Source organism: Pseudomonas sp. LBUM1656, assembly GCF_059716065.1.
In genome coordinates this window covers 1,932,073-1,952,766 of sequence record NZ_CP166800.1, presented here as the reverse complement: position 1 = coordinate 1,952,766, position 20,694 = coordinate 1,932,073, and the positions used below count along the sequence as shown (strand labels likewise).

Here is a 20,694-nt window from a genome sequence, read left to right as displayed (position 1 = left end):
GTGTTGTGGCTTAGAAGGTGGAGGGATCAATCCGCGCAAAACTGTCGACAGTCACATGCCCCGCCAGCGCCCCACCCTCTCGGGCCAGCCCGCACGTTGCCATGCCGGCCGCGCGCGCCGCGTCCAGTTCCTCGACGATGTCGGACAGGAACACAATCTGCGCAGCTTCCACCCCAATGGCCTGGGTGATGTGTTCATAAGACTGCGCTTCACGCTTGGGCCCCGACGTGGTGTCGAAATAGCCGCTGAACAGCGGCGACAAGTCCCCCGCCTCCGAGCAGCCGAAGATCAGCTTTTGTGCCTGGATCGAGCCCGAGGAATAAACGAACAGTTTGAAACCGTCCTGATGCCAGCGCTTGAGCGCTTCAACGGCGTCCGGGTAAACGTGGCCTTTCAACTGCCCGGCCTGATAGCCCTGTTCCCAGACCATGCCCTGCAACGCTTTCAACGGCGTGGCCTTGCGGTCTTCGGCGATCCAGCCCAGCAGGATTTCGATCACCCGCTCAACGTCGGCACCCGGCTCGTTACTGTCGAGGCGCACGGCGGCTAGTTGTTCGGCAACATCCGCACGCTCGGCGTGCTGGCGAACAAAGTCCGGCAGGTGTTTGGCGGCGTACGGGAATAGCACGTCGAACACAAAACTCACCGCGCTGGTGGTGCCTTCGATGTCGGTGAGAATCGCTTTGATCGGCATTGGCTCAGTCCTCAAGACGCGGAAAGCGGCTGGCGATGTCTTCGCCGGTGAAGTTGGCCACCCAGCCTTCAGGATTGTTGAACAGACGGATCGCGACGAAGTGCGGATGCTCGCCCATGTCGAACCAGTGCGGCGTGCCGGCCGGAACCGAGATCAGGTCGTTCTTCTCGCAGAGCACGGCGTAGACGTAATCGTCGATGTGCAGGGTGAACAGCCCACGGCCGGCGACGAAAAATCGTACTTCGTCTTCGCCATGGCGGTGTTCGTCGAGGAACTTGGCACGCAGTTCGGCTTTTTGCGGGTGGTCGCTGTTGAGGCTGATCACGTCGACGGTGACGTAACCGCGCTCGGTCATCAGCTTGTCGATCTGTTCCTGGTACGCGGCGATCACTTCTTCCTGGCTGGCGCCGGGCTGGATTTTTGCCGTGGCTTGCCAGCGGTCGAAACGCACACCCTGCTCGGCCAGGGTCGAGGCGATGTCTTCGAAATGGGTCAGCACCTTGTTCGGAATGTCAGGGCTTGAGACGTGGTAAACGGACAGGCTGCTCATCAGGGCAACTCCTTAACGGTTCATGCTTTATGGTTCAAGAGTGAGCGCATCTTCAACTCGCACTCGAACAAAAATTCAAACGCCTCGATCTGCCGCAGTGCATCGCTCATGCGCGTGCCCCAGGTGTAGAGGCCGTGGCCGCGAATCAGGTAGCCGACGCAATCGGGATGGGCTTCAAGCCAAGGCTGCACCTTGGCGGCGAGACGCGCAATGTCCTGATCGTTGTCGAAAATCGGCACGCGCACCCGGGACTCATGAGTCGAGACGCCGCTGAAGGCTTTTTGCAGTTCGTAATCTTCGAACTCGATGAACGCTTCTGGCGTCAGGCGCGACAGCACCGTGGCGTTCACCGAATGGGTGTGCAGCACCGCGCCGATCTCCGGGCGCCAACTGTAGAGCTGGGTGTGCAGCAGGGTTTCGGCGGACGGTTTTTTGCCTGGTTCCAGGCTGTTGCCCGACAAGTCGGTGGCCAGCACATCATCAAGACCCAACTGGCCTTTGTGCTTGCCAGACACGGTCAGCAGCGCTTCGGTCGGCGACAGGCGGGTCGAATAGTTGCTGCTGGTGGCTGGCGACCAGCCGCGGCCATACAGAAAACGCCCGGCGTCGATGATTTCCTGGGCGAGGTGTTCACGGGTAAGGCTCATGGCCGGTCCTCTTGCATACGTGTGGCAATGATAACGGCAGCGGCGAAGGCTGCGAGACTGGCAATACTAAAGGTGAACGTAGCCCCGAGGGCGTTCCAGCTGTAGCCGGAATACAACGCGCCCAATGCGCCGCCGGTGCCGGCCAGCGCGGCATAAAGCGCCTGCCCCTGCCCTTGCTGGCGTGCACCGAAGCTACGTTGCACGAATTGGATGGCAGCGGCGTGAAAGCTGCCGAATGTTGCGGCGTGCAGCACCTGGGCAAACAACAAGATCCAGAGGAATTCGGCCAACGAACCCAGCAGCAACCAGCGCACGGCCGCCAGCAAAAAACTCACAAACAGTACCCGACGCACCGAAAAGCGCGCGAGGATCTTGCTCATGGCCAGGAACATCAGGACTTCAGCGACCACGCCGACCGCCCAGAGCATACCGATCACGCCCCGGCTGTAACCGAGCCGTTCAAGGTGCAGGGTCAAAAAGGTGTAATAAGGCCCGTGGCTCACCTGCATCAGCGCCACGCAGCCGTAAAACGCCAACACACCGGGATTGCGCAATTGCCTGAGAAACCCGTCTCCGGCAATTCGCTCGCCCTGGACCGGTTGCGCATTGGGCACCCACAGGCTGCTGACGACAATGCCGGCCATGATCAGCACCAGCGCCACCGGATAGATGTCGAGGCTCAGCCATTCGAACATCCGGCCAAGCGCGACCACGGTGATGATGAATCCAATAGAGCCCCAGAGGCGGATTTGGCTGTAACGCGACGTCTGCCCTTTCAAATGCGCCAGGGTAATGACTTCGAACTGCGGCAACACCGCGTGCCAGAAGAACGCGTGCAAAGCCATGACCATCGCCAGCCAGGCGTAGGTCTTGCTGACGAAAATCAGCGAGAACGTCAGCAGCGTGCAGACGGCGCCGAAGCGCACGATGGCCAGGCGGCGGCCGGTATAGTCACCGAGCCAGCCCCAGATGTTCGGCGCCACGCAGCGCATCAGCATCGGGATCGCCACCAGCTCGCCGATGCGCGCGCTGGAAAAGCCCAGGTGATCGAAGTACAGCGCCAGAAACGGCGCTGTCGAACCGAGCAAGGCGAAATAGAACAGATAGAAACTGGAAAGCCGCCAGTACGGGAGCGCCGCCAACGTCCTCAGACCTTGGCGGCTGTGTGATCAGCCATTAAAGCTGACCCAGCACCGGCGTGCTCACGCGCACGTCGGCATTTTGCCCACGATGACGCAGCAGGTGATCCATCAGCACGATGGCCATCATCGCTTCAGCGATCGGCGTGGCGCGAATGCCGACGCACGGGTCATGACGGCCCTTGGTGACGACGTCCACCGGGTTGCCGTGGATGTCGATGGAGCGGCCCGGCGTGGTGATGCTCGACGTCGGCTTCAACGCCAGATGCGCAACGATCGGCTGACCGGACGAAATCCCGCCGAGAATGCCGCCGGCGTTGTTGCTGAGGAAGCCTTCCGGGGTCATTTCGTCGCGGTGTTCGGTGCCGCGCTGGGCGACGCTGGCGAAACCGGAGCCGATTTCCACGCCCTTGACCGCGTTGATGCTCATCAGCGCATGGGCCAGTTCAGCGTCGAGGCGGTCGAAGATCGGCTCGCCGAGGCCGGGCATCACGCCTTCGGCGACGACGGTGATCTTCGCGCCGACCGAATCCTGATCACGGCGCAACTGGTCCATATAGGCTTCCAGCTCCGGCACCTTGTCCGGGTCAGGGCTGAAGAACGCATTCTCTTCCACCGAATCCCAGGTCTTGAACGGGATTTCGATCGGGCCGAGCTGGCTCATGTAGCCGCGAATGACAATGCCCTGGGTCGCCAGGTATTTCTTGGCAATCGCGCCCGCCGCCACGCGCATGGCGGTTTCACGAGCGGAGCTGCGTCCGCCACCGCGGTAATCGCGCTCGCCGTATTTATGGTGGTAGGTGTAGTCGGCGTGGGCCGGGCGGAACAGATCCTTGATCGCCGAGTAGTCCTTGGACTTCTGGTCGGTGTTGCGGATCAACAGGCCAATGGAGCAACCGGTGGTGCGACCTTCGAACACGCCGCTGAGGATTTCGACTTCATCGGCTTCCTGGCGCTGCGTGGTGTGGCGGCTGGTGCCGGGTTTGCGCCGGTCCAGGTCACGCTGCAAATCCTCAAGGGAGATCTCCAGCCCAGGCGGGCAGCCGTCGACAATGGCGACCAACGCCGGACCATGGCTCTCGCCCGCGGTGGTGACAGTGAACAGCTTGCCGTAGGTATTGCCGGACATGCAGGACGCTCCGTGAAATGAACCTGAATACGTAATGCGCGCCAGTATACGCAGGCTACCCAAGTAGTTCATCCTCGAACCTTATGGGTGCCCGCGAGTCCAACCGGCACCTTTGTGAATGATGGCGTGATGATGCTGCGAGTTCTAGCCTTGAGCCTTACCCTGTTTACCGGCTTTGCCCAGGCCACTGTCCTGCAACGCCCGATCACTTTAGACACCGGCACCGGCGAGCTTTTCGGCTCGCTGTTGCTGCCGAAATCAGAGACCCCTGTGCCGGTTGTCCTGATCATTTCCGGCTCCGGCCCTACGGATCGTGACGGAAACAACCCCGACGGCGGACGTAACGACAGCCTCAAGCGCCTGGCCTGGGTGCTGGCCAAACACAACATCGCCAGCGTGCGTTATGACAAGCGCGGCGTGGCGGCAAGCCTCGCGGCGACGCCGGACGAGCGCAATCTGTCGGTAGAAGCCTATGTGTCCGACGCGGAGGCCTGGGGCCGCAAGCTCAAAACCGATCCACGCTTCGGCCAGTTGATTCTGCTGGGCCACAGCGAAGGCGCCTTGATCGCCAGCCTCGCGGCGCCCAGCGTCGATGCCGCCGCGGTCATCTCCATGTCCGGCAGCGCCCGGCCGATCGATGAGGTGTTGCGTCAACAATTGAGCAATCGCCTGCCACCGCCGCTGATGCTGCGCAGCAATGAATTAATCGACAGCCTCAAGGCCGGCCACACCGACGACAACGTGCCACCGCAATTGCAGGTGATTTTCCGCCCTAGCGTGCAGCCATATTTGATCTCGCTGTTCCGCCAGGATCCGGCAGCGGCGTTCGCCAAATTGAAGATGCCGGCGCTGATCATCCAGGGCAGCAACGATATCCAGGTCGGTGTCGGTGACGCCCGGATGCTCAAGGCCGCCAAACCGGACGCCGAACTGGCGCTGATCGAAGGCATGAACCACGTCATGCGCATCGTCCCCAACGACGTAAAACGGCAAATGGCCTCTTACAAGGATCCGCAATTGCCGCTGGCCGCCGAACTTGGCGCGCGAATCCTCGGGTTTATTGACGGACTTCGCGCCAGTTAAGAGGGTTTTACCCTCCAGTCCTGAAAAAAACGGCCGATAAGCCTTTGTCGCCAGCGCTATGACTGGCGACAAGCAGAGCTTGGACAGGATCTCGCCGTTATGACTGATACCCAGACTTCACCCGACACGACTGCTGAAAAAGACGCACCGCCAGCGGTCGAGCTGCCGTGGGCGGATGTCCACGTCGAGCACCACAAGATGCTCCGTCTGGCGCCGCTGCAAACCGATCGCAATACCGGTGGGCGGCCACTGCGCTTTGTCGAATTCGGTTACGCCGACCGCAACAGCAAGGAACACAGCCTGATGCGCATGAGCATCAAGTTGCCTGGCCAGCGCGTGCGCAAAGAGCAGAACCACCTGGACGTGTGGGTCAATCACACCACCAAACGGGTGCATTTCGAGCCCGAAAGCGGTTTGCAAATTGAACCGATGAACCGGGGCATCGGCCGGTTCATGGCCGCCCAAGGCATCACTTGGGCGAAAAAGCGCTGGCCCGGTTACACCGTCGACGGCACCGATCTGAACAATAAAGATGCGTTAAACGAAGACACCCGCCTGCGCCGCGATCACTTTCTGAAGGTGCATGGTTTTGAGGTGGTCTACGCCGACGCCCAGCATTTGAAAGGCAGCGTCAAAGAAGTAAAGGTCGAAGACCTGGTGGGTGACTGGAACACCGAAAAGCTGCAACTGGTGGAAATCCTTGAAGCCGCGCAGATGCTTCAGCAGGCCGAGCAGAATCTGGCCGAGCAGGAAGTGAAGCTGAAGAAGCATGAAGAAAAGGTCAGCAAGTACAAGCGTGAAGACGCCGGGCTGCGCTTCACCATTACGTGCCTGGTGGCGTTTGCGGTGTTTCAGGCGGGGTTGTTGATCTGGATTGCTACGCACCGTTGATGGCTGATCGTTCCCACGTCGAGGCGTCGAACCGTCTGCGTGGGAATGCAGCCCGGGACGCTCCGCGTCCCCAAGAGCGGACGCAGAGCGTCCATTGAGGCATTCCCACGCAGAGCGTGGGAACGATCAAGCTAATTCAGTCAGACGCGGGAAGCGAACAGTGCCTGATGATCGCGGCACTGCTCCGCGCTCAGCATGAACACACCATGCCCGCCGCGCTCGAAATCGAGCCAGGCGAAGTCGACTTCCGGGTACAGCGCCTCGACGTGAACCTGGCTGTTACCCACCTCAACAATCAGCAAGCCCTTCTCGGTCAAATGATCCGCCGCTTCGGCGAGCATCCGTCGCACCAGGTTCAAACCATCATCACCGCAGGCCAGGCCCAGTTCAGGTTCGTGCTGATATTCGTCCGGCATGTCGGCGAAATCTTCCGCATCGACGTAAGGCGGGTTCGACACGATCAGGTCGAAACGCTGGCCCGGCAAGCCATCAAATCCATCACCCTGCACGGTGTAGACCCGTTCATCGACGCCATGGCGTTCGATGTTCTGGTTGGCCACTTCCAGCGCTTCGAACGACAGGTCCGCCAGTACCACTTCGGCGTTCTGGAACTCGTAGGCACAGGCGATACCGATGCAACCGGACCCGGTGCACAGGTCGAGAATCCGCGCAGGTTCGGCGCCCAGCCATGGCTCGAAACGTTTTTCGATCAACTCGCCAATCGGTGAACGCGGGATCAGCACGCGCTCGTCAACGATGAACGACATGCCGCAAAACCACGCTTCGCCCAACAGGTAAGCGGTTGGAATGCGTTCTTCGATACGACGCTTGAGCAGGCGCTGCAGGTTGACCAACTCGTCCTCTTCCAGATTGCAGTCGAGGTAGCTGTCGGCAATTTCCCATGGCAAGTGCAAGGCACCCAACACCAACTGACGGGCTTCGTCCCAGGCGTTGTCGGTCCCATGGCCGAAAAACAGATCCTCCCCATGGAAGCGGCTGACGGCCCAACGGATATGGTCACGCAGGGTACGAAGGCGGGAAGTGATCACGGGGGCAAACTCCAGAAAAAACGACTGGCGATTCTAACAGCCAAAACGCGCCACGACGACGCGGGAAAACAGCGGATCAGATGTAGGACACATCCATTTTTGCTGTTGGCTATTGAACAAAACCTGCATCTTGACAAGGCTGCACGCCAGCAACGACGGCGCCTACGATAGTAGCGATTCACAGAACCGCTCAGCCAGAGGACAATGTCGCAAAAGCCCCACTCCAAGGAGCCCCAGAATGTCCGTTCCAAAAACGATGTTTCAACTCAGCGGCCGCGGTTACGCAGCAGCCAATCTGGGTCATGCGACCCTTGTCATCATCGATGCCCAGAAAGAATACCTCAGCGGCCCGCTGGCCCTGAGCGGCATGGATGCTGCCGTCGCGAACATCAAGCAACTGGTGGCCGCTGCCCGTGCAGCCGGTCGTCCGATCGTGCATGTGCGTCATCTCGGCACCGTCGGCGGGCTGTTCGATCCACAGGGCGAGCGCGGTGAGTTCATCCCGGGCCTGGAGCCACAGGCGGACGAAACCATTATCGGCAAACTGCTGCCGAGTGCGTTTCACGGCACCGAATTGCTGGAACGTTTGCAGAACCTGGGCTCCCTTGACCTGATCGTATGCGGCTTCATGAGTCACTCCAGCGTCAGCACCACCGTGCGTGCGGCGAAGAACCTGGGCTTTCGCTGCACCCTGGTTGAAGACGCCTGCGCGACTCGCGATTTGCCCTACAAGGGTGGCGTACTGACGGCCGAACACGTTCAACAGACCGAAATGGCGATCATGGCGGACAACTTCGCCACCCTCGCGCTGACTCACGAACTGATCTGATCGGCCTGGAAGAGCGGTCAATACCGCCGCTCATCCGCAAAAGCCTCTCATTTGCTGCAATTGACTTAGCCTCAGGAACAACCCGGACAACTCCCGGTCGAAGGGCCGATACCCATTGAGGAAGGTCGGAATGAAGTTATCCGATGGTTTTGATGCACGCCGCTTGCGGCCCAAGGGCCAACGCAATTGGCGTTTTCGATTCGGCGCAGCCTTTGCTGCCTTGCTGGCGACGTGCGGTGTGTTGCTGGCAATGGCCGGTGCCGCCAGCCTGCTCGGCCGCCCCCCGGCCCTGGGCGAGTTGAATGCCAGCCCGCTGGGTTCGGCGATCATTCTGGCGGTTGGCCTGTTCGTGCTTTATATCGGTGTGTGGTTGTGGCGTCGCTGCCGTCGCCGTTCGCGCCAGTCGCGAGAGCTGAACATGTCCCCGCACCTGATGAAAAAACACGATTGAATTAAAGGCCCGGCATTTTGGCGGGCCTCAATTGTTATGGATAGCGCCTCGACTTGGGTAAACTGGCCGCCCTTCGCGGAGGCTGACATGCAAGACGACGATTTTTCCCTGTTCAAAAGTGCGATCCACGGCGTCAAGCCGATCAAGCACGATCGCGCCGAAACCGGCAAACCCAAGGCCGACCGCGCGCAAATCGCCAAGCTGCGCCAAGCCGCGACCGTTCGCACCGATGCCACCACCGTTGATGGTCTGTCCGATCAGTTCGTCATCGACGTCGGTCCGGAAGACGAGTTGATGTGGGCCCGTGACGGCGTTCAGGAAAGCCAGATGCGCAAGCTCAAGATCGGACAGATTCCGTTCGAAGGCAGCCTCGACCTGCATGGCATGACCGTTGAAAAAGCCCGGGAAACCCTCTGGGCGTTTCTGGCCGAAGCGACCAAATTCGAAATCCGCTGCGTACGCGTCACCCATGGCAAGGCGGTGCGTCTGGACGGCAAGCGGCCGATGATCAAAAGCCACGTCAATACGTGGTTGCGTCAGCATTCCCAGGTACTCGGCTTCACCTCGTGCCAACCGAAACACGGCGGCGCCGGCGCGGTTTATGTGATGCTCAAACGGACCATGATGGAAGGTCGTGACGAGTAAAGCTGTCGCTTCACGCTTGCAGCGCCGTGTTTGCCACCGTACCCTTGCCCTTTGCGAAAATCCCCACAGGTAGTTTCATGTCCCTGGAACAGAATTACACCGCGATTCTCGGCCAATTGGGCGAGGACGTTTCCCGCGAGGGCCTGCTCGACACGCCAAAGCGTGCCGCCAAAGCCATGCAGTACCTTTGCCGCGGCTATGAACAGACACTGGAAGAAGTCACCAACGGTGCCTTGTTCAGCTCCGATAACAGCGAAATGGTGTTGGTAAAGGACATCGAGCTCTACTCGTTGTGCGAACACCACCTGCTGCCGTTTATCGGCAAGGCGCACGTCGCGTACATCCCGAGCGGCAAAGTGTTGGGACTGTCGAAAGTCGCGCGGATTGTCGATATGTACGCTCGCCGCCTGCAGATCCAGGAAAACCTCAGCCGCCAGATCGCCGATGCGGTCCAGCAAGTCACCGGCGCCCTGGGCGTTGCGGTGGTGATCGAGGCCAAGCACATGTGCATGATGATGCGCGGTGTGGAGAAACAGAATTCGTCGATGATCACGTCGGTGATGCTGGGTGAGTTCCGCGAAAACGCGGCAACTCGCAGCGAGTTTCTCAGCCTGATCAAGTAATTCGTTACACGAAGAAAACCGGCATTCATCGCCGGTTTTTTTTCGCCTGTGAAAAATCAGGTAAGCTGCGCGCCTTCCGTTCGCCCTGTGAGGCTTATTCCGTGTTCGTAAAAGCGCTTCGTGTCGGCCTTGGCCAACTGATCATCTTCATCGACTTCATCACCCGCCCAAGCAAGAAGCAGCGCCCCGCCGCCGCTCAGGCTCAGGTTGAAACGGCCGCCAAGGACCTGACACTGTATCAGTTCCAAGCCTGCCCGTTCTGCGTGAAAACCCGCCGCACCCTGCGTCGCCTGAATGTGCCGGTGGCGTTGCGCGATGCGAAGAACAACGAACAGGATCGCCAGACCCTGCTGGAACAAGGCGGCAAGATCAAGGTTCCGTGCCTGCGCATTGAAGAGAATGGGCAGACCACCTGGATGTATGAGTCCAAGGTGATTATTGATTATCTGGATAAGCGGTTTGCTGCTGCCTGATGGTTTTGTGGTGGTTTGACTGACGCCATCTCGGGCAAGCCCGCGATGAGGACCGCACCACCACTGCAAATCCCGACTAGAAAAAACCGGCCTATCGCCGGTTTTTTTTCGCCCGCATACCGGCGATAGCGCCCTCGCGAAAGCATCTCTCTCGGCGATATATCCCTATTGCCAAACTTTTCGTCTACAAAATCAAAAACATTATTTGCTTTATTTGTATACAAAAGCATAATCCACTTCGTGCGAGTTTCTGACCAGCCGGTCAACAAATCGCAAGTGCCTCAAAGGGCCGCTGCCACCCTCATGGGTCCGGCCCTGGAAATAAAAATAAAACTCTTGAGGAGTATTCGCTGTGGAAAGCCGCAAATCCGAAGCCCCGACGCTGGAACTCTCGCCGCCATTACGCAATGGCTTGCTTGAGCGCATCTTCAAACTCAGCTTGCATGGCACCACGGTGAAGACCGAGCTGATTGCCGGTCTGACAACCTTCATCACCATGGCCTACATCATCTTCGTCAACCCTAACATCATGGCTGACGCCGGGATCGATCACGGTGCCGCGTTTGTCGCAACCTGCATCGCTGCCGCGTTGGGTTGCCTGTTGATGGGCCTTTACGCCAACTGGCCGGTCGGCCTCGCGCCGGGCATGGGTCTGAACGCGTTCTTCACCTACACCGTGGTCGGCACCATGGGCTACAACTGGGAAACCGCCCTTGGCGCGGTGTTCGTTTCCGGTGTGTTGTTCATGTTCCTGACTTTTTCGCGGATTCGCGAATGGCTGCTCAATAGCATTCCTGTGAGCTTGCGTTACGCCATGGGCGCCGGCGTGGGTCTGTTTCTGGGATTGATCGGTTTAAAAACCGCCGGCATCGTCGTCGATAGCCCGGCCACCCTGATCAAACTCGGCTCCCTGCGCGAGCCCGGCCCGCTGCTGGCTGCCATCTGCTTCTTGATGATCGCCGTACTCAGCTACCACAAAGTTTTCGGTGCGATTCTCATCAGCATCATCACCGTGACCCTCGCGGGTTGGGGCCTGGGCCTCGTCCACTACGAAGGCATCATGTCTGCCCCGCCAAGCCTGGCCCCGACCTGGATGGCCATGAACGTCGCCGGCGTGTTCAACGTCAGCATGATCAGCGTGGTGCTGGCCTTCCTCTTTGTGCACATGTTCGACACCGCCGGCACCCTGATGGGCGTCGCCCAGCGCGCCAACCTGGTGAACGCTGACGGGCGGATCGAGAACCTTTCACGCGCCATGAAAGCCGACAGTGCTTCCAGCGTGTTTGGTGCGGTGGTGGGTGTCCCTCCCGTCACCAGTTATGTGGAAAGTGCCGCGGGTGTTGCGGCGGGTGGTCGGACTGGTCTTACCGCCGTGACCGTAGGTGTGCTATTTATTGCGGCAATGTTTTTCGCTCCGCTGGCTGGCATGATTCCCGCTTACGCCACCGCCGGTGCGCTGATTTATGTGGCGATGTTGATGATGGGCGGCATGGCGCACATCGAGTGGGACGAAGCGACCGACAGCATTCCGGCGATCGTCACCGCGATCATGATGCCGCTGACCTTCTCGGTCGCCGATGGCATCGCGCTGGGCTTTATCACTTACGTGGTGCTGAAGGCTTTTACCGGTAAGCACAAGGAAATTTCCGTCAGTTTGTGGGTGCTGTGCGCGATCTTCATCGCCAAGTTCATTTTCTTGTAAGCCGTCTACGTTTCAAAAACAGTGTTTCAAAACAGCCTCACCCCGTCGGGTGGGGCTTTTGCACAAATGGAGGAAAGTGATGAGTCTGGAAACCTGGCTGCTGTTCAGCGGCGCTGCGCTGGTGGTGATCCTGATCCCGGGGCCCCTGTCTTTGCTGATGATCAGCAACAGTCTGAATTACGGTTTACGCCGTTCTTACCCGGCGTTCCTGGGTGGCGTGATTGCCTCGATCTGCTTGCTCAGTGCCTCGGCACTGGGACTGGGCGCCCTCCTTCTCGCATCGGAACAGTTGTTCAGTGCATTGAAAATCATCGGCGCGCTCTACCTGTTCTACCTCGCCTGGCAGAGCTGGCAGCAATCGCGACTGCCATCGGTAGGCGCCGAAGTGCCCCAAGCGGCGCCGGTGCCGCGCTTTCGTGCATTGTTTGGGCGTGCGTTCGTGTTAGGCGCGAGCAATCCGAAAGACATTCTTTTCTTCGCTGCTTTCCTGCCGCAGTTCCTCAGTGCCGAGCAACCCTTCCTGCCGCAGTTGCTGGTGATGATTGCCACCTGGACCGTGTTGGATCTGCTGTGCAAGTTGGCTTATGGGATGGGTGCGCATGGTGCGGCTCGGTATCTGCGCAGCGGCAAGGGGCAGAGTTGGTTCAATCGGGTGAGTGCCGGACTGTTCAGTGGTGCCGGTGCGGCTTCATTGCTAAGCCGCTAAAGTCAGCAGGCTAGCTCCCACATTGGAGTTGCGGCGTTCACCCCCCCCCTGTGGGAGCTAGCCTGCTAGCGATTACGTCTGCACGGACGCCACATTTCACCAGGCAAAAAAAGCCCGCAGTGTGAGCGGGCGAAAGACCAAAGAAGCTATATGCGCAGTCGCTTCCAGGTTGAGGCAGCTGCTTGGGGGATCAGCTGCCGCGGTACGTGGAATAGCTGTACGGCGAAATCAGCAACGGTACATGGTAGTGATCCTGTTCCGCAGAGATGCCGAACCGCAGCACCACCACGTCCAGGAATGCCGGCTCCGGCAACTGAACGCCACGGGCGCGGTAGTAATCGCCCGCATGAAACTGAACCTGATAGACCCCGGAACGGTAGTCATCGCCTTGCAGCAACGGTGCATCGACACGGCCATCGCTGTTGGTGATCGCGCTGGCGACCAATTCCAGCTGCGAGCCTTCAACGCGGTACAGCTCGACCTTGATCGAGCTGCCCGGGCAACCGTGTGCAGCGTCCAAAACGTGTGTTGTCAAACGTCCCATTGATTCTGCGCGCCTGCTGCGTGGAGCAGTCAGACCTCGCGCCTCCCGAAGTCAGTTGAAAAGGAGACCGCACCGATTCGGAGCACGAAACGCTGCGGCGAGCGATTGATTAAGACACTTTTCAAAAAAATTGTACACAATAAAAACGACATTTTTCCAGCAAGCACCGCCATTCAAGGATTCCCGGCGAATCTGACGCCAAACCATACGCTCAGCGGACCTTCCATCCATTAGCTGACCAACCAGGCAGGTTTCTTGCAATGACATGACCAGATGACAGCTCATCAAAAATGCAAAAATTCAGGCTTACAAAGTGGATATAAAGTTGTATACAATCAACCCATCGCTGTGACGCCAGCCTGTCATCTCACCGCCAGGCCGCCACGCAACCTGTCAACGAATAAGAAGGAAGACTGCAGTGAGCGCTGACTACCCACGCGACCTGATCGGTTACGGCAGTAACCCTCCTCACCCACACTGGCCGGGCAATGCCCGCATCGCTCTGTCCTTCGTGCTCAATTACGAAGAAGGCGGCGAGCGCAATATCCTGCACGGCGATAAAGAATCCGAAGCCTTCCTCTCCGAAATGGTCTCGGCGCAGCCGCTGCAAGGCGCGCGCAACATGAGCATGGAATCCCTTTACGAGTATGGCAGCCGTGCCGGCGTCTGGCGGATTCTGAAGCTGTTCAAGGAATTCGACATTCCGCTGACCATCTTCGCCGTAGCCATGGCTGCCCAGCGCCACCCGGACGTGATCCGCGCGATGGTCGATGCCGGCCACGAGATCTGCAGCCACGGCTATCGCTGGATCGACTACCAGTACATGGACGAAGCGCAGGAACGCGAGCACATGCTCGAAGCGATCCGCATCCTCACCGAAATCACCGGCGAACGCCCACTGGGCTGGTACACCGGCCGCACCGGCCCGAACACTCGCCGCCTGGTGATGGAAGAAGGCGGTTTCCTCTACGATTGCGACACCTACGACGACGACCTGCCCTACTGGGAACCGAACAACCCGACCGGCAAGCCACACCTGGTGATCCCGTACACGCTGGACACCAACGACATGCGCTTCACCCAGGTCCAGGGTTTCAACAAAGGCGACGATTTCTTTGAATACCTGAAAGACGCGTTCGATGTGCTGTACGCCGAAGGCGCGGAAGCACCGAAGATGCTGTCGATCGGCCTGCACTGCCGCCTGATCGGCCGTCCGGCGCGTCTGGCCTCGCTCAAGCGCTTTATCGAATACGCTAAAAGTCATGAACAGGTGTGGTTCAGCCGTCGCGTCGACATCGCTCGCCACTGGCACGAAACCCACCCGTATCAAGGGGCTGCCCAATGAGCACCTTTCAAACTGTCAAACCATCGACCCTGAGCCGCGACGCTTTCGTCCAGGCCTTCGCCGACATCTACGAACATTCGCCATGGGTGGCCGAAAAGGCCTTCGACCTGGGCCAGGACGCGTCGATCGACGAGATCGAAACCCTGCACCAGCGCATGAGCGACATCCTGTTGAGCGCCGATCAGCAAAGCCAACTGGCACTGATCAACGCTCACCCGGACCTGGCCGGCAAAGCCGCCGTCCAGGGCCAGCTGACCGAAGCCAGCACTAATGAACAGGCTGGCGCCGGTATTCACCAATGCACGGCCGAAGAGTTTTCTCGCTTCACCGAGCTGAACGACGCCTACAAAGCCAAGTTCAGGTTTCCCTTCATCATGGCGGTAAAAGGCAGCAACCGGCATCAGATCCTCGCGGCGTTCGAAACGCGCATTCACAATTCGGCGGATACCGAATTCAAATGCGCGCTGGCGGAGATCAACAAGATCGCCTTGTTCCGTTTACTGACCCTATAGCGAGCCTTGCCCGAGTGTTCTTAAACGCGAAAGAGCACCCAGGGCACTGCAAGCATCCCAAGCCAACTTATTAAAGGCAGACAAGAAGAATGAAAGCTTACGCCGTACCTTTCGAGAAGTTCGTCAACCTGGCCGACGCCCGCCTGGGCACCAAAATCATCTCGGTCACCGATGACTGGTTCGCTGATGCCAACCGCCTGTTCCAGCCCACCCCGGCTGTGTGGAAGGAGGGTGTGTTCGATGACAACGGCAAGTGGATGGACGGCTGGGAGTCGCGCCGCAAGCGCTTCGAAGGCTACGACAGCGCCGTGATCCGCCTGGGCGTACCGGGTTCGATCAAAGGCGTGGACATCGACACTTCATTCTTCACCGGCAATTTCCCGCCGTCGGCCTCTCTGGAAGCGTGCTTCCTGGCCTCGGGCGAGCCGGACGAAAACACCCAGTGGACTGAAGTGCTGTCCGCCGTCGAGCTGCAAGGCAACAGTCACCACTACCACGAAATCAGCAACGACCAGTCGTTCAGCCACTTGCGCTTCAACATCTATCCGGATGGTGGCGTGGCCCGTCTGCGTGTGTACGGTATTCCGTTCCGTGACTGGTCCGCTGTCGGCGACAACGAACAGGTCGACCTGGCTGCAGCCCTCAACGGTGGCCGCGCCCTCGCCTGCTCCGACGAACACTTCGGCCGCATGAGCAACATCCTCAACCCGGGCCGTGGCATCAACATGGGCGACGGCTGGGAAACTGCACGTCGTCGTACACCGGGCAATGACTGGGTGATCGTGGCGCTGGGCCATGCCGGCGAGATCGAGAAAGTCATCGTCGACACCCTGCACTTCAAGGGCAACTACCCGGACACCTGCTCGATCCAGGGCGCTTTCGTGAAGGGCGGTACCGACAGCCAGATCGAAACCCAATCGCTGTTCTGGCGCGAATTGCTGCCGGCGCAGAAACTGGAAATGCACGCCGAACACACCTTCGCCGAGCAGATCAAGGCACTGGGCCCGATCACCCACATCCGCCTGAACGTGTTCCCGGATGGTGGTGTGAGCCGCCTGCGCGTCCTTGGCAAGGTCGCTAAGTAAGCGCCGAACCCAATCGCCAGCAGGCTGGCTCCCACAGGGGAACGCATTCCAAAGGTGGGAGCTAGCCTGCTAGCGATAGCAAAAGAACAAACAACACAGAACTCAAGGTAAGAAGACCAGCATGCGCACATTGACGATTGAACCGCTGACCAAAGAAGCCTTCGCCCCTTTCGGTGACGTGATCGAAACCGACGGCAGCGATCACTTCATGATCAACAACGGTTCGACCATGCGCTTTCACAAACTGGCGACGGTGCAAACCGCCACGCCAGAGGACAACGCAATCATCAGCATTTTCCGCGCCGACGCGCAGGACATGCCGCTGACCGTCAGCATGCTGGAGCGTCACCCGCTGGGCAGCCAGGCTTTCATTCCGCTGCTCGGCAACCCCTTTCTGATCGTGGTCGCGCCACTTGGCGATGAACCTGTATCAGGCTTGGTCCGCGCCTTCGTCACCAACGGCAGGCAGGGCATTAATTACCATCGCGGCGTTTGGCACCACCCGGTGCTGACGATCGAAAAGCGGGATGACTTCCTGGTGGTTGATCGCAGTGGCACAGGCAATAACTGCGATGAGCATTTTTTCAAAGAGGATGAGCGTTTGATCCTTGCCCCCCACCAATAAGAGAAGGTCCGATCACTCGACAACAGAGTGACGGGCGAGAGGTAAAGACTGTGGAAGCACATCTGTTGGAATGGCTGAACCTGAGCGTGCGCTGGGTTCACATGATTACTGGCGTGGCCTGGATCGGTGCGTCGTTCTATTTCGTCTGGCTGGAAAACAACCTCAATCGGGTCAACCCGAAAAGCGGTCTGGCGGGCGATCTGTGGGCGATCCACGGCGGCGGTATCTATCACCTGGAAAAATACAAACTGGCTCCACCGACCATGCCGGACAACCTGCACTGGTTCAAGTGGGAAGCCTACTTCACCTGGCTGTCGGGGATCGCGCTGCTGTGCGTGGTGTTCTACTCCAACCCGACGTTATACCTGTTGGCACCGGGCAGCAGCCTGACCGGCCCTGAAGGGGTCGCACTGGGCATCGCTTCGTTGTTCGTCGGCTGGTTCGTCTACTCCTTCCTATGCGACTCGGCCCTGGGTAAACGCCCTGCCCTGCTCGGCTTCATCCTGTTCGTGCTGATCATTGGCGCCGCCTACGGCTTCAGCAAAGTGTTCAGCGGTCGTGGTGCGTACCTGCACGTCGGCGCGATCATCGGCACCATCATGGTCGGCAACGTGTTCCGCATCATCATGCCGGCGCAGCGCGCACTGGTGGCGGCGATTGCCGAGAACCGCACGCCGGATCCGGCACTGCCGGCCAAAGGCTTGCTGCGTTCGCGTCACAACAACTACTTCACCTTGCCGGTGCTGTTCATCATGATCAGCAACCATTTCCCGAGCACCTACGGCAGCCAATACAACTGGCTGATCCTGGCCGGGATCGCGGTGCTGGCGGTGTTGGTGCGTCACTACTTCAACACCCGTCACGACAGCCACAAATATGCCTGGACCCTGCCCGTGGCAGCGGTGGGCATGATTTGCCTGGCCTATGTGTCCGGTCCGAAGCCGATGTCCAGCGCGCCTGAAGTCGCCAACGCTCCAGCGAAGATCGAATACCAGCCTCTGCCGGAAACAGCAGTGGGCGGTGGTTTGAAACCGGCTGAAGCAAAACCTGCACAAGCACCTGCCGCCGCCCCGGCGCAAGCGTCCAATGCAGGTCCTGGTTTTGACAAGGTGCACAACGTGATCCAGGAACGCTGCACGGTCTGCCATTCGGCCAAACCGACCAGCCCGCTGTTCAGCGCGGCACCGGCCGGTGTGATGTTCGACACCCCCGAGCAGATCCGCCAGAACGCCGCGCGGATCCAGGCGCAAGCCGTCACCAGCCAGATCATGCCACTGGGCAACATCACCCAGATGACTCAGCAGGAACGTGACCTGATCGGTGCGTGGATTGTTCAGGGAGCTCCGACCAATTAAGTAGCTAAAAGCATCGCGAGCAAGCCCGCTCCCACAGGTACAAGCAATTCCCTGTGGGAGCGGGCTTGCTCGCGAAAGCGTCGGGTCAGTCAACAGTGATGTTGAAACGAATGGCCTCTTCGCGAGCAAGCCCGCTCCCACAGGGTGACGTGCTGCAAAAAATCACAAGAATAAAAAGATCCGAGGTGTTGCATGTCCGAGCTATCCGAAGCGCGCATCCCCGACGCACCCGCTATTCAGCGTTTGCCCCTTTTGCAACTGATCCTGGTGGGTCTGCAACACGTTCTGCTGATGTACGGCGGAGCCATCGCGGTGCCGCTGATCATCGGGCAGGCCGCCGGCCTGAGTCGTGAAGAAATCGCCTTCCTGATCAACGCCGACCTGCTGGTGGCCGGGATCGCCACCATCGTGCAATCGCTGGGCATCGGCCCGATGGGCATCCGCATGCCGGTGATGATGGGCGCCAGTTTTGCCGCCGTCGGCAGCATGGTCGCCATGGCCGGCATGCCGGGCATCGGTCTGCAAGGGATCTTCGGCGCGACCATCGCCGCCGGTTTCTTCGGCATGATCATCGCGCCGTTCATGTCTAAAGTCGTACGCTTCTTCCCGCCGCTGGTGACTGGCACGGTCATCACCTCGATCGGTTTGTCGCTGTTCCCCGTGGCCGTCAACTGGGCGGGCGGCGGTGCTGGCGCCACGCAATTCGGTTCGCCGATTTACCTGGCCATCGCCGCGCTGGTGCTGGCCACCATTCTGCTGGTCCATCGCTTCATGCGCGGATTCTGGGTCAATATTTCCGTGCTGATCGGCATGTGCCTGGGCTACGTGATTTGCGGGCTGATCGGCATGGTCGACCTTAGCGGCATGGCGGATGCGCCATGGCTGCAGATCGTCACTCCGCTGCATTTCGGCATGCCCAAATTTGAACTGGCACCGATCCTCTCCATGTGTCTGGTGGTGGTGATTATCTTCGTCGAGTCCACCGGGATGTTCCTCGCGCTGGGCAAAATTACCGGCCAGGAAGTCTGCCCACGCATGCTGCGTCGCGGCTTGCTGTGTGATGCCGGCGCTTCGTTCTTCGCCGGTTTCTTCAACACCTTCACCCACTCTTCGTTCGCGCAGAACATCGGCCTGGTGCAGATGACCGGCGTGCGTTGCCGCTCGGTGACCATCGTTGCCGGCGGTTTGCTGGTGGTGCTCAGTCTGTTGCCGAAAGCGGCGTTCCTGGTGGCGTCGATTCCGCCGGCAGTACTGGGCGGCGCGGCGATTGCGATGTTCGGCATGGTCGCCGCGACCGGGATCAAGATTCTCCAGGAAGCCGACATCGGTGACCGTCGCAATCAGTTGCTGGTGGCGGTGAGCATCGGCATGGGGCTGATCCCGGTGGTGCGTCCGGAGTTCTTCGCACACCTGCCGTTGTGGATGAGTCCGATCACCCACAGCGGCATTGCAATGGCGACGTTGAGTGCGCTGTCGCTGAACCTGCTGTTCAACATTCTTGGCGGCCGCGAACGCGCGGCGATCAACGACTGCCCTGCCCACCCGCACTAACAGGTAAAGACACAACCCCCTGTGGGAGCGGGCTTGCTCGCGAAAGCGGTTTGCCAGTCAACATTGATGTTGGATGTGACGACCTCTTCGCGAGCAAGCCCGCTCCCACAGGTCAGGGATACCTGCGCCTTGAAAAATAAAAACAAGAGGGAGCAACAGATGATTCGGACTCAGACAACCCTGCTGTTGGGCAGTGGCCTGTTGGCTGCCAGCCAGGCCATGGCCGGCGATTTACTGCTGTGGCAGACCAACAGCCTGAGCTATTTGTACGGCAAGGATTTCGCGGTCAACCCGTCGATCCAGCAGACGATAACCTTTGAGCACGCCGACCGCTGGAAGTACGGCGACAACTTCCTGTTCGTCGACAGCACTTACTACAACGGCGAGAAAGACCGGAACAAAGGCGTTCACGCCTATTACGGCGAGTTCAATCCGCGCCTCTCCTTCGGCAAAATCCTCGACCGCCGTTTCGAATTCGGCCCGATCAAGGACGTGTTGCTGGCCATGACCTACGAGAATGGCGAAGACGACACCGAGGCCTATCTGATCGGCCCCGGTTTCGACCTCGCGGTGCCAGGCTTCAACTTTTTCACCTTGAACTTCTACTATCGCCAGACCGAAGGCTCGCGTCCCGGCGACGATGTCTGGCAGATCACACCGGCGTGGTCCTACACCCTGCCATTAGGCAACTCGAGTTTGTTGATCGACGGCTACATCGACTGGGTCGTGGATAACGACCAGAACTCACAGGGCACCTACCACGCCAACCTGCACTTCAACCCGCAGATAAAGTACGACCTGGGCAAAGCCATGGGCTGGCGGGAGAAACAGGTGTACGTCGGCGTCGAGTACAGCTATTGGAAAGACAAGTACGGCATTGAAAACAACGGCAACTTCGACACCAATGAAAACACCACCAGCCTGCTGGTAAAGGTGCACTTTTAAGATGGCCCGCAACCGTGCTCCAAACCTGTCGTCGGTGCGCTGTTGCGGGGCACTTGAGACCCGGCCAAGGAGTCAGTATTCTCCGCGGCCGCCTGAATCCGCTTTAAAAAAAAGCCCGGAT

23 protein-coding genes are annotated in these 20,694 nt (G+C 59.4%); 16 read left to right on the top strand and 7 right to left on the bottom strand.

Features of this window, described 5'->3' with window-relative positions:
• Window positions 1-10 precede the first annotated feature (10 nt).
• The 5 genes from mtnC to aroC are packed head-to-tail and all read right to left on the bottom strand — an operon-like array spanning window position 11 to window position 4,159.
• The gene (gene mtnC, locus ACA072_RS08750) at window positions 11-694 is read right to left on the bottom strand and encodes an acireductone synthase (RefSeq protein WP_497623992.1); all 684 of its coding nucleotides are present in this window, start codon (window positions 692-694) and stop codon (window positions 11-13) included.
• Window positions 695-698: 4 nt separating this feature from the next.
• Complete coding sequence (locus ACA072_RS08745; RefSeq protein WP_259150911.1) at window positions 699-1,244, bottom strand: 1,2-dihydroxy-3-keto-5-methylthiopentene dioxygenase; 546 nt, start codon at window positions 1,242-1,244, stop codon at window positions 699-701.
• A gap of 20 nt (window positions 1,245-1,264) precedes the next feature.
• Window positions 1,265-1,891 (bottom strand): methylthioribulose 1-phosphate dehydratase, encoded by a 627-nt coding sequence (locus tag ACA072_RS08740; protein ID WP_497623991.1) that lies wholly within the window; start codon window positions 1,889-1,891, stop codon window positions 1,265-1,267.
• The gene (locus ACA072_RS08735; RefSeq protein ID WP_497623990.1) at window positions 1,888-3,033 is read right to left on the bottom strand and encodes an MFS transporter; all 1,146 of its coding nucleotides are present in this window, start codon (window positions 3,031-3,033) and stop codon (window positions 1,888-1,890) included. Before ACA072_RS08735 ends, ACA072_RS08740 begins: the two co-directional genes overlap by 4 nt.
• Window positions 3,034-3,067: 34 nt before the next feature.
• Window positions 3,068-4,159, bottom strand: coding sequence for a chorismate synthase (gene aroC / locus ACA072_RS08730; RefSeq protein WP_497623989.1), 1,092 nt, complete (start codon window positions 4,157-4,159; stop codon window positions 3,068-3,070).
• Window positions 4,160-4,288: 129 nt separating this feature from the next.
• Between aroC and ACA072_RS08725 the strand changes: the two genes are divergently transcribed.
• Both ACA072_RS08725 and ACA072_RS08720 read left to right on the top strand, forming a co-directional pair.
• Entirely contained in the window at window positions 4,289-5,242 is a 954-nt protein-coding gene (locus ACA072_RS08725) for an alpha/beta hydrolase (protein WP_497623988.1), read from the top strand.
• 99 nt (window positions 5,243-5,341) lie between these two features.
• A complete protein-coding gene (locus tag ACA072_RS08720) occupies window positions 5,342-6,133 on the top strand; it encodes a hypothetical protein (protein WP_497623987.1) in 792 nt (263 codons plus the stop codon).
• Window positions 6,134-6,273: 140 nt separating this feature from the next.
• Here ACA072_RS08720 and prmB read toward each other — a convergent pair whose 3' ends face one another.
• The gene (gene prmB / locus ACA072_RS08715; RefSeq protein WP_497623986.1) at window positions 6,274-7,182 is read right to left on the bottom strand and encodes a 50S ribosomal protein L3 N(5)-glutamine methyltransferase; all 909 of its coding nucleotides are present in this window, start codon (window positions 7,180-7,182) and stop codon (window positions 6,274-6,276) included.
• A 238-nt stretch (window positions 7,183-7,420) separates the two neighbouring features.
• Here prmB and ACA072_RS08710 point away from each other — a divergent pair, with 238 nt between their 5' ends.
• The 7 genes from ACA072_RS08710 (at window position 7,421) to ACA072_RS08680 (ending at window position 12,611) form a co-directional block, all read left to right on the top strand.
• On the top strand, window positions 7,421-8,011 hold the full coding sequence (locus ACA072_RS08710) for a cysteine hydrolase family protein (protein WP_497334793.1): 591 nt from the start codon (window positions 7,421-7,423) through the stop codon (window positions 8,009-8,011).
• Window positions 8,012-8,141: 130 nt separating this feature from the next.
• A complete protein-coding gene (locus tag ACA072_RS08705) occupies window positions 8,142-8,462 on the top strand; it encodes a hypothetical protein (RefSeq protein WP_010456650.1) in 321 nt (106 codons plus the stop codon).
• An 87-nt stretch (window positions 8,463-8,549) separates the two neighbouring features.
• Entirely contained in the window at window positions 8,550-9,107 is a 558-nt protein-coding gene (locus tag ACA072_RS08700) for a Smr/MutS family protein (RefSeq protein WP_497623985.1), read from the top strand.
• A 77-nt stretch (window positions 9,108-9,184) separates the two neighbouring features.
• Entirely contained in the window at window positions 9,185-9,730 is a 546-nt protein-coding gene (gene folE / locus ACA072_RS08695; protein WP_003204506.1) for a GTP cyclohydrolase I FolE, read from the top strand.
• Window positions 9,731-9,831: 101 nt separating this feature from the next.
• A complete protein-coding gene (locus ACA072_RS08690; protein WP_497623984.1) occupies window positions 9,832-10,203 on the top strand; it encodes a glutathione S-transferase N-terminal domain-containing protein in 372 nt (123 codons plus the stop codon).
• A 352-nt stretch (window positions 10,204-10,555) separates the two neighbouring features.
• Window positions 10,556-11,905 (top strand): NCS2 family permease, encoded by a 1,350-nt coding sequence (locus tag ACA072_RS08685; protein ID WP_042932677.1) that lies wholly within the window; start codon window positions 10,556-10,558, stop codon window positions 11,903-11,905.
• Window positions 11,906-11,984: 79 nt separating this feature from the next.
• Window positions 11,985-12,611 (top strand): LysE family translocator, encoded by a 627-nt coding sequence (locus ACA072_RS08680; RefSeq protein WP_497623983.1) that lies wholly within the window; start codon window positions 11,985-11,987, stop codon window positions 12,609-12,611.
• Between the two features lie 190 nt (window positions 12,612-12,801).
• On the opposite strand, the gene uraH is transcribed toward ACA072_RS08680, so the two are convergent.
• Window positions 12,802-13,155: a hydroxyisourate hydrolase gene (gene uraH / locus ACA072_RS08675; protein WP_010456673.1), complete on the bottom strand. Its 354-nt coding sequence runs from the start codon at window positions 13,153-13,155 to the stop codon at window positions 12,802-12,804.
• Between the two features lie 418 nt (window positions 13,156-13,573).
• On the opposite strand from uraH, the gene puuE reads away from it, so the two are divergent.
• The 7 genes from puuE to ACA072_RS08640 all read left to right on the top strand — a co-directional run bounded on the left by puuE (window position 13,574) and on the right by ACA072_RS08640 (window position 20,573).
• Window positions 13,574-14,500: an allantoinase PuuE gene (gene puuE / locus ACA072_RS08670; protein WP_497623982.1), complete on the top strand. Its 927-nt coding sequence runs from the start codon at window positions 13,574-13,576 to the stop codon at window positions 14,498-14,500.
• Window positions 14,497-15,012: a 2-oxo-4-hydroxy-4-carboxy-5-ureidoimidazoline decarboxylase gene (uraD, locus tag ACA072_RS08665; RefSeq protein ID WP_497623981.1), complete on the top strand. Its 516-nt coding sequence runs from the start codon at window positions 14,497-14,499 to the stop codon at window positions 15,010-15,012. Before puuE ends, uraD begins: the two co-directional genes overlap by 4 nt.
• Window positions 15,013-15,101: 89 nt before the next feature.
• Window positions 15,102-16,097, top strand: coding sequence for an allantoicase (alc, locus tag ACA072_RS08660; RefSeq protein WP_392890317.1), 996 nt, complete (start codon window positions 15,102-15,104; stop codon window positions 16,095-16,097).
• Between the two features lie 121 nt (window positions 16,098-16,218).
• Window positions 16,219-16,722 (top strand): ureidoglycolate lyase, encoded by a 504-nt coding sequence (locus tag ACA072_RS08655; protein WP_010456681.1) that lies wholly within the window; start codon window positions 16,219-16,221, stop codon window positions 16,720-16,722.
• A 50-nt stretch (window positions 16,723-16,772) separates the two neighbouring features.
• Window positions 16,773-18,077: a urate hydroxylase PuuD gene (locus ACA072_RS08650; RefSeq protein WP_497623980.1), complete on the top strand. Its 1,305-nt coding sequence runs from the start codon at window positions 16,773-16,775 to the stop codon at window positions 18,075-18,077.
• A gap of 192 nt (window positions 18,078-18,269) precedes the next feature.
• Window positions 18,270-19,628 (top strand): nucleobase:cation symporter-2 family protein, encoded by a 1,359-nt coding sequence (locus ACA072_RS08645; protein WP_497623979.1) that lies wholly within the window; start codon window positions 18,270-18,272, stop codon window positions 19,626-19,628.
• Between the two features lie 159 nt (window positions 19,629-19,787).
• A complete protein-coding gene (locus ACA072_RS08640; RefSeq protein WP_497623978.1) occupies window positions 19,788-20,573 on the top strand; it encodes an outer membrane protein OmpK in 786 nt (261 codons plus the stop codon).
• Window positions 20,574-20,694: the final 121 nt, after the last annotated feature.

Coding starts and splice junctions, on each gene's coding strand:
- ACA072_RS08725 (WP_497623988.1), top strand. CDS start 4,289: ATGATGCTGCGAGTTCTAGCCTTGAGCCTTACCCTGTTTACCGGCTTT.
- uraD (WP_497623981.1), top strand. CDS start 14,497: ATGAGCACCTTTCAAACTGTCAAACCATCGACCCTGAGCCGCGACGCT.
- ACA072_RS08680 (WP_497623983.1), top strand. CDS start 11,985: ATGAGTCTGGAAACCTGGCTGCTGTTCAGCGGCGCTGCGCTGGTGGTG.
- ACA072_RS08645 (WP_497623979.1), top strand. CDS start 18,270: ATGTCCGAGCTATCCGAAGCGCGCATCCCCGACGCACCCGCTATTCAG.
- aroC (WP_497623989.1), bottom strand. CDS start 4,159: ATGTCCGGCAATACCTACGGCAAGCTGTTCACTGTCACCACCGCGGGC.
- ACA072_RS08745 (WP_259150911.1), bottom strand. CDS start 1,244: ATGAGCAGCCTGTCCGTTTACCACGTCTCAAGCCCTGACATTCCGAAC.
- ACA072_RS08740 (WP_497623991.1), bottom strand. CDS start 1,891: ATGAGCCTTACCCGTGAACACCTCGCCCAGGAAATCATCGACGCCGGG.
- folE (WP_003204506.1), top strand. CDS start 9,185: ATGTCCCTGGAACAGAATTACACCGCGATTCTCGGCCAATTGGGCGAG.
- ACA072_RS08640 (WP_497623978.1), top strand. CDS start 19,788: ATGATTCGGACTCAGACAACCCTGCTGTTGGGCAGTGGCCTGTTGGCT.
- alc (WP_392890317.1), top strand. CDS start 15,102: ATGAAAGCTTACGCCGTACCTTTCGAGAAGTTCGTCAACCTGGCCGAC.
- ACA072_RS08720 (WP_497623987.1), top strand. CDS start 5,342: ATGACTGATACCCAGACTTCACCCGACACGACTGCTGAAAAAGACGCA.
- ACA072_RS08705 (WP_010456650.1), top strand. CDS start 8,142: ATGAAGTTATCCGATGGTTTTGATGCACGCCGCTTGCGGCCCAAGGGC.
- uraH (WP_010456673.1), bottom strand. CDS start 13,155: ATGGGACGTTTGACAACACACGTTTTGGACGCTGCACACGGTTGCCCG.
- ACA072_RS08655 (WP_010456681.1), top strand. CDS start 16,219: ATGCGCACATTGACGATTGAACCGCTGACCAAAGAAGCCTTCGCCCCT.
- ACA072_RS08710 (WP_497334793.1), top strand. CDS start 7,421: ATGTCCGTTCCAAAAACGATGTTTCAACTCAGCGGCCGCGGTTACGCA.
- ACA072_RS08700 (WP_497623985.1), top strand. CDS start 8,550: ATGCAAGACGACGATTTTTCCCTGTTCAAAAGTGCGATCCACGGCGTC.
- mtnC (WP_497623992.1), bottom strand. CDS start 694: ATGCCGATCAAAGCGATTCTCACCGACATCGAAGGCACCACCAGCGCG.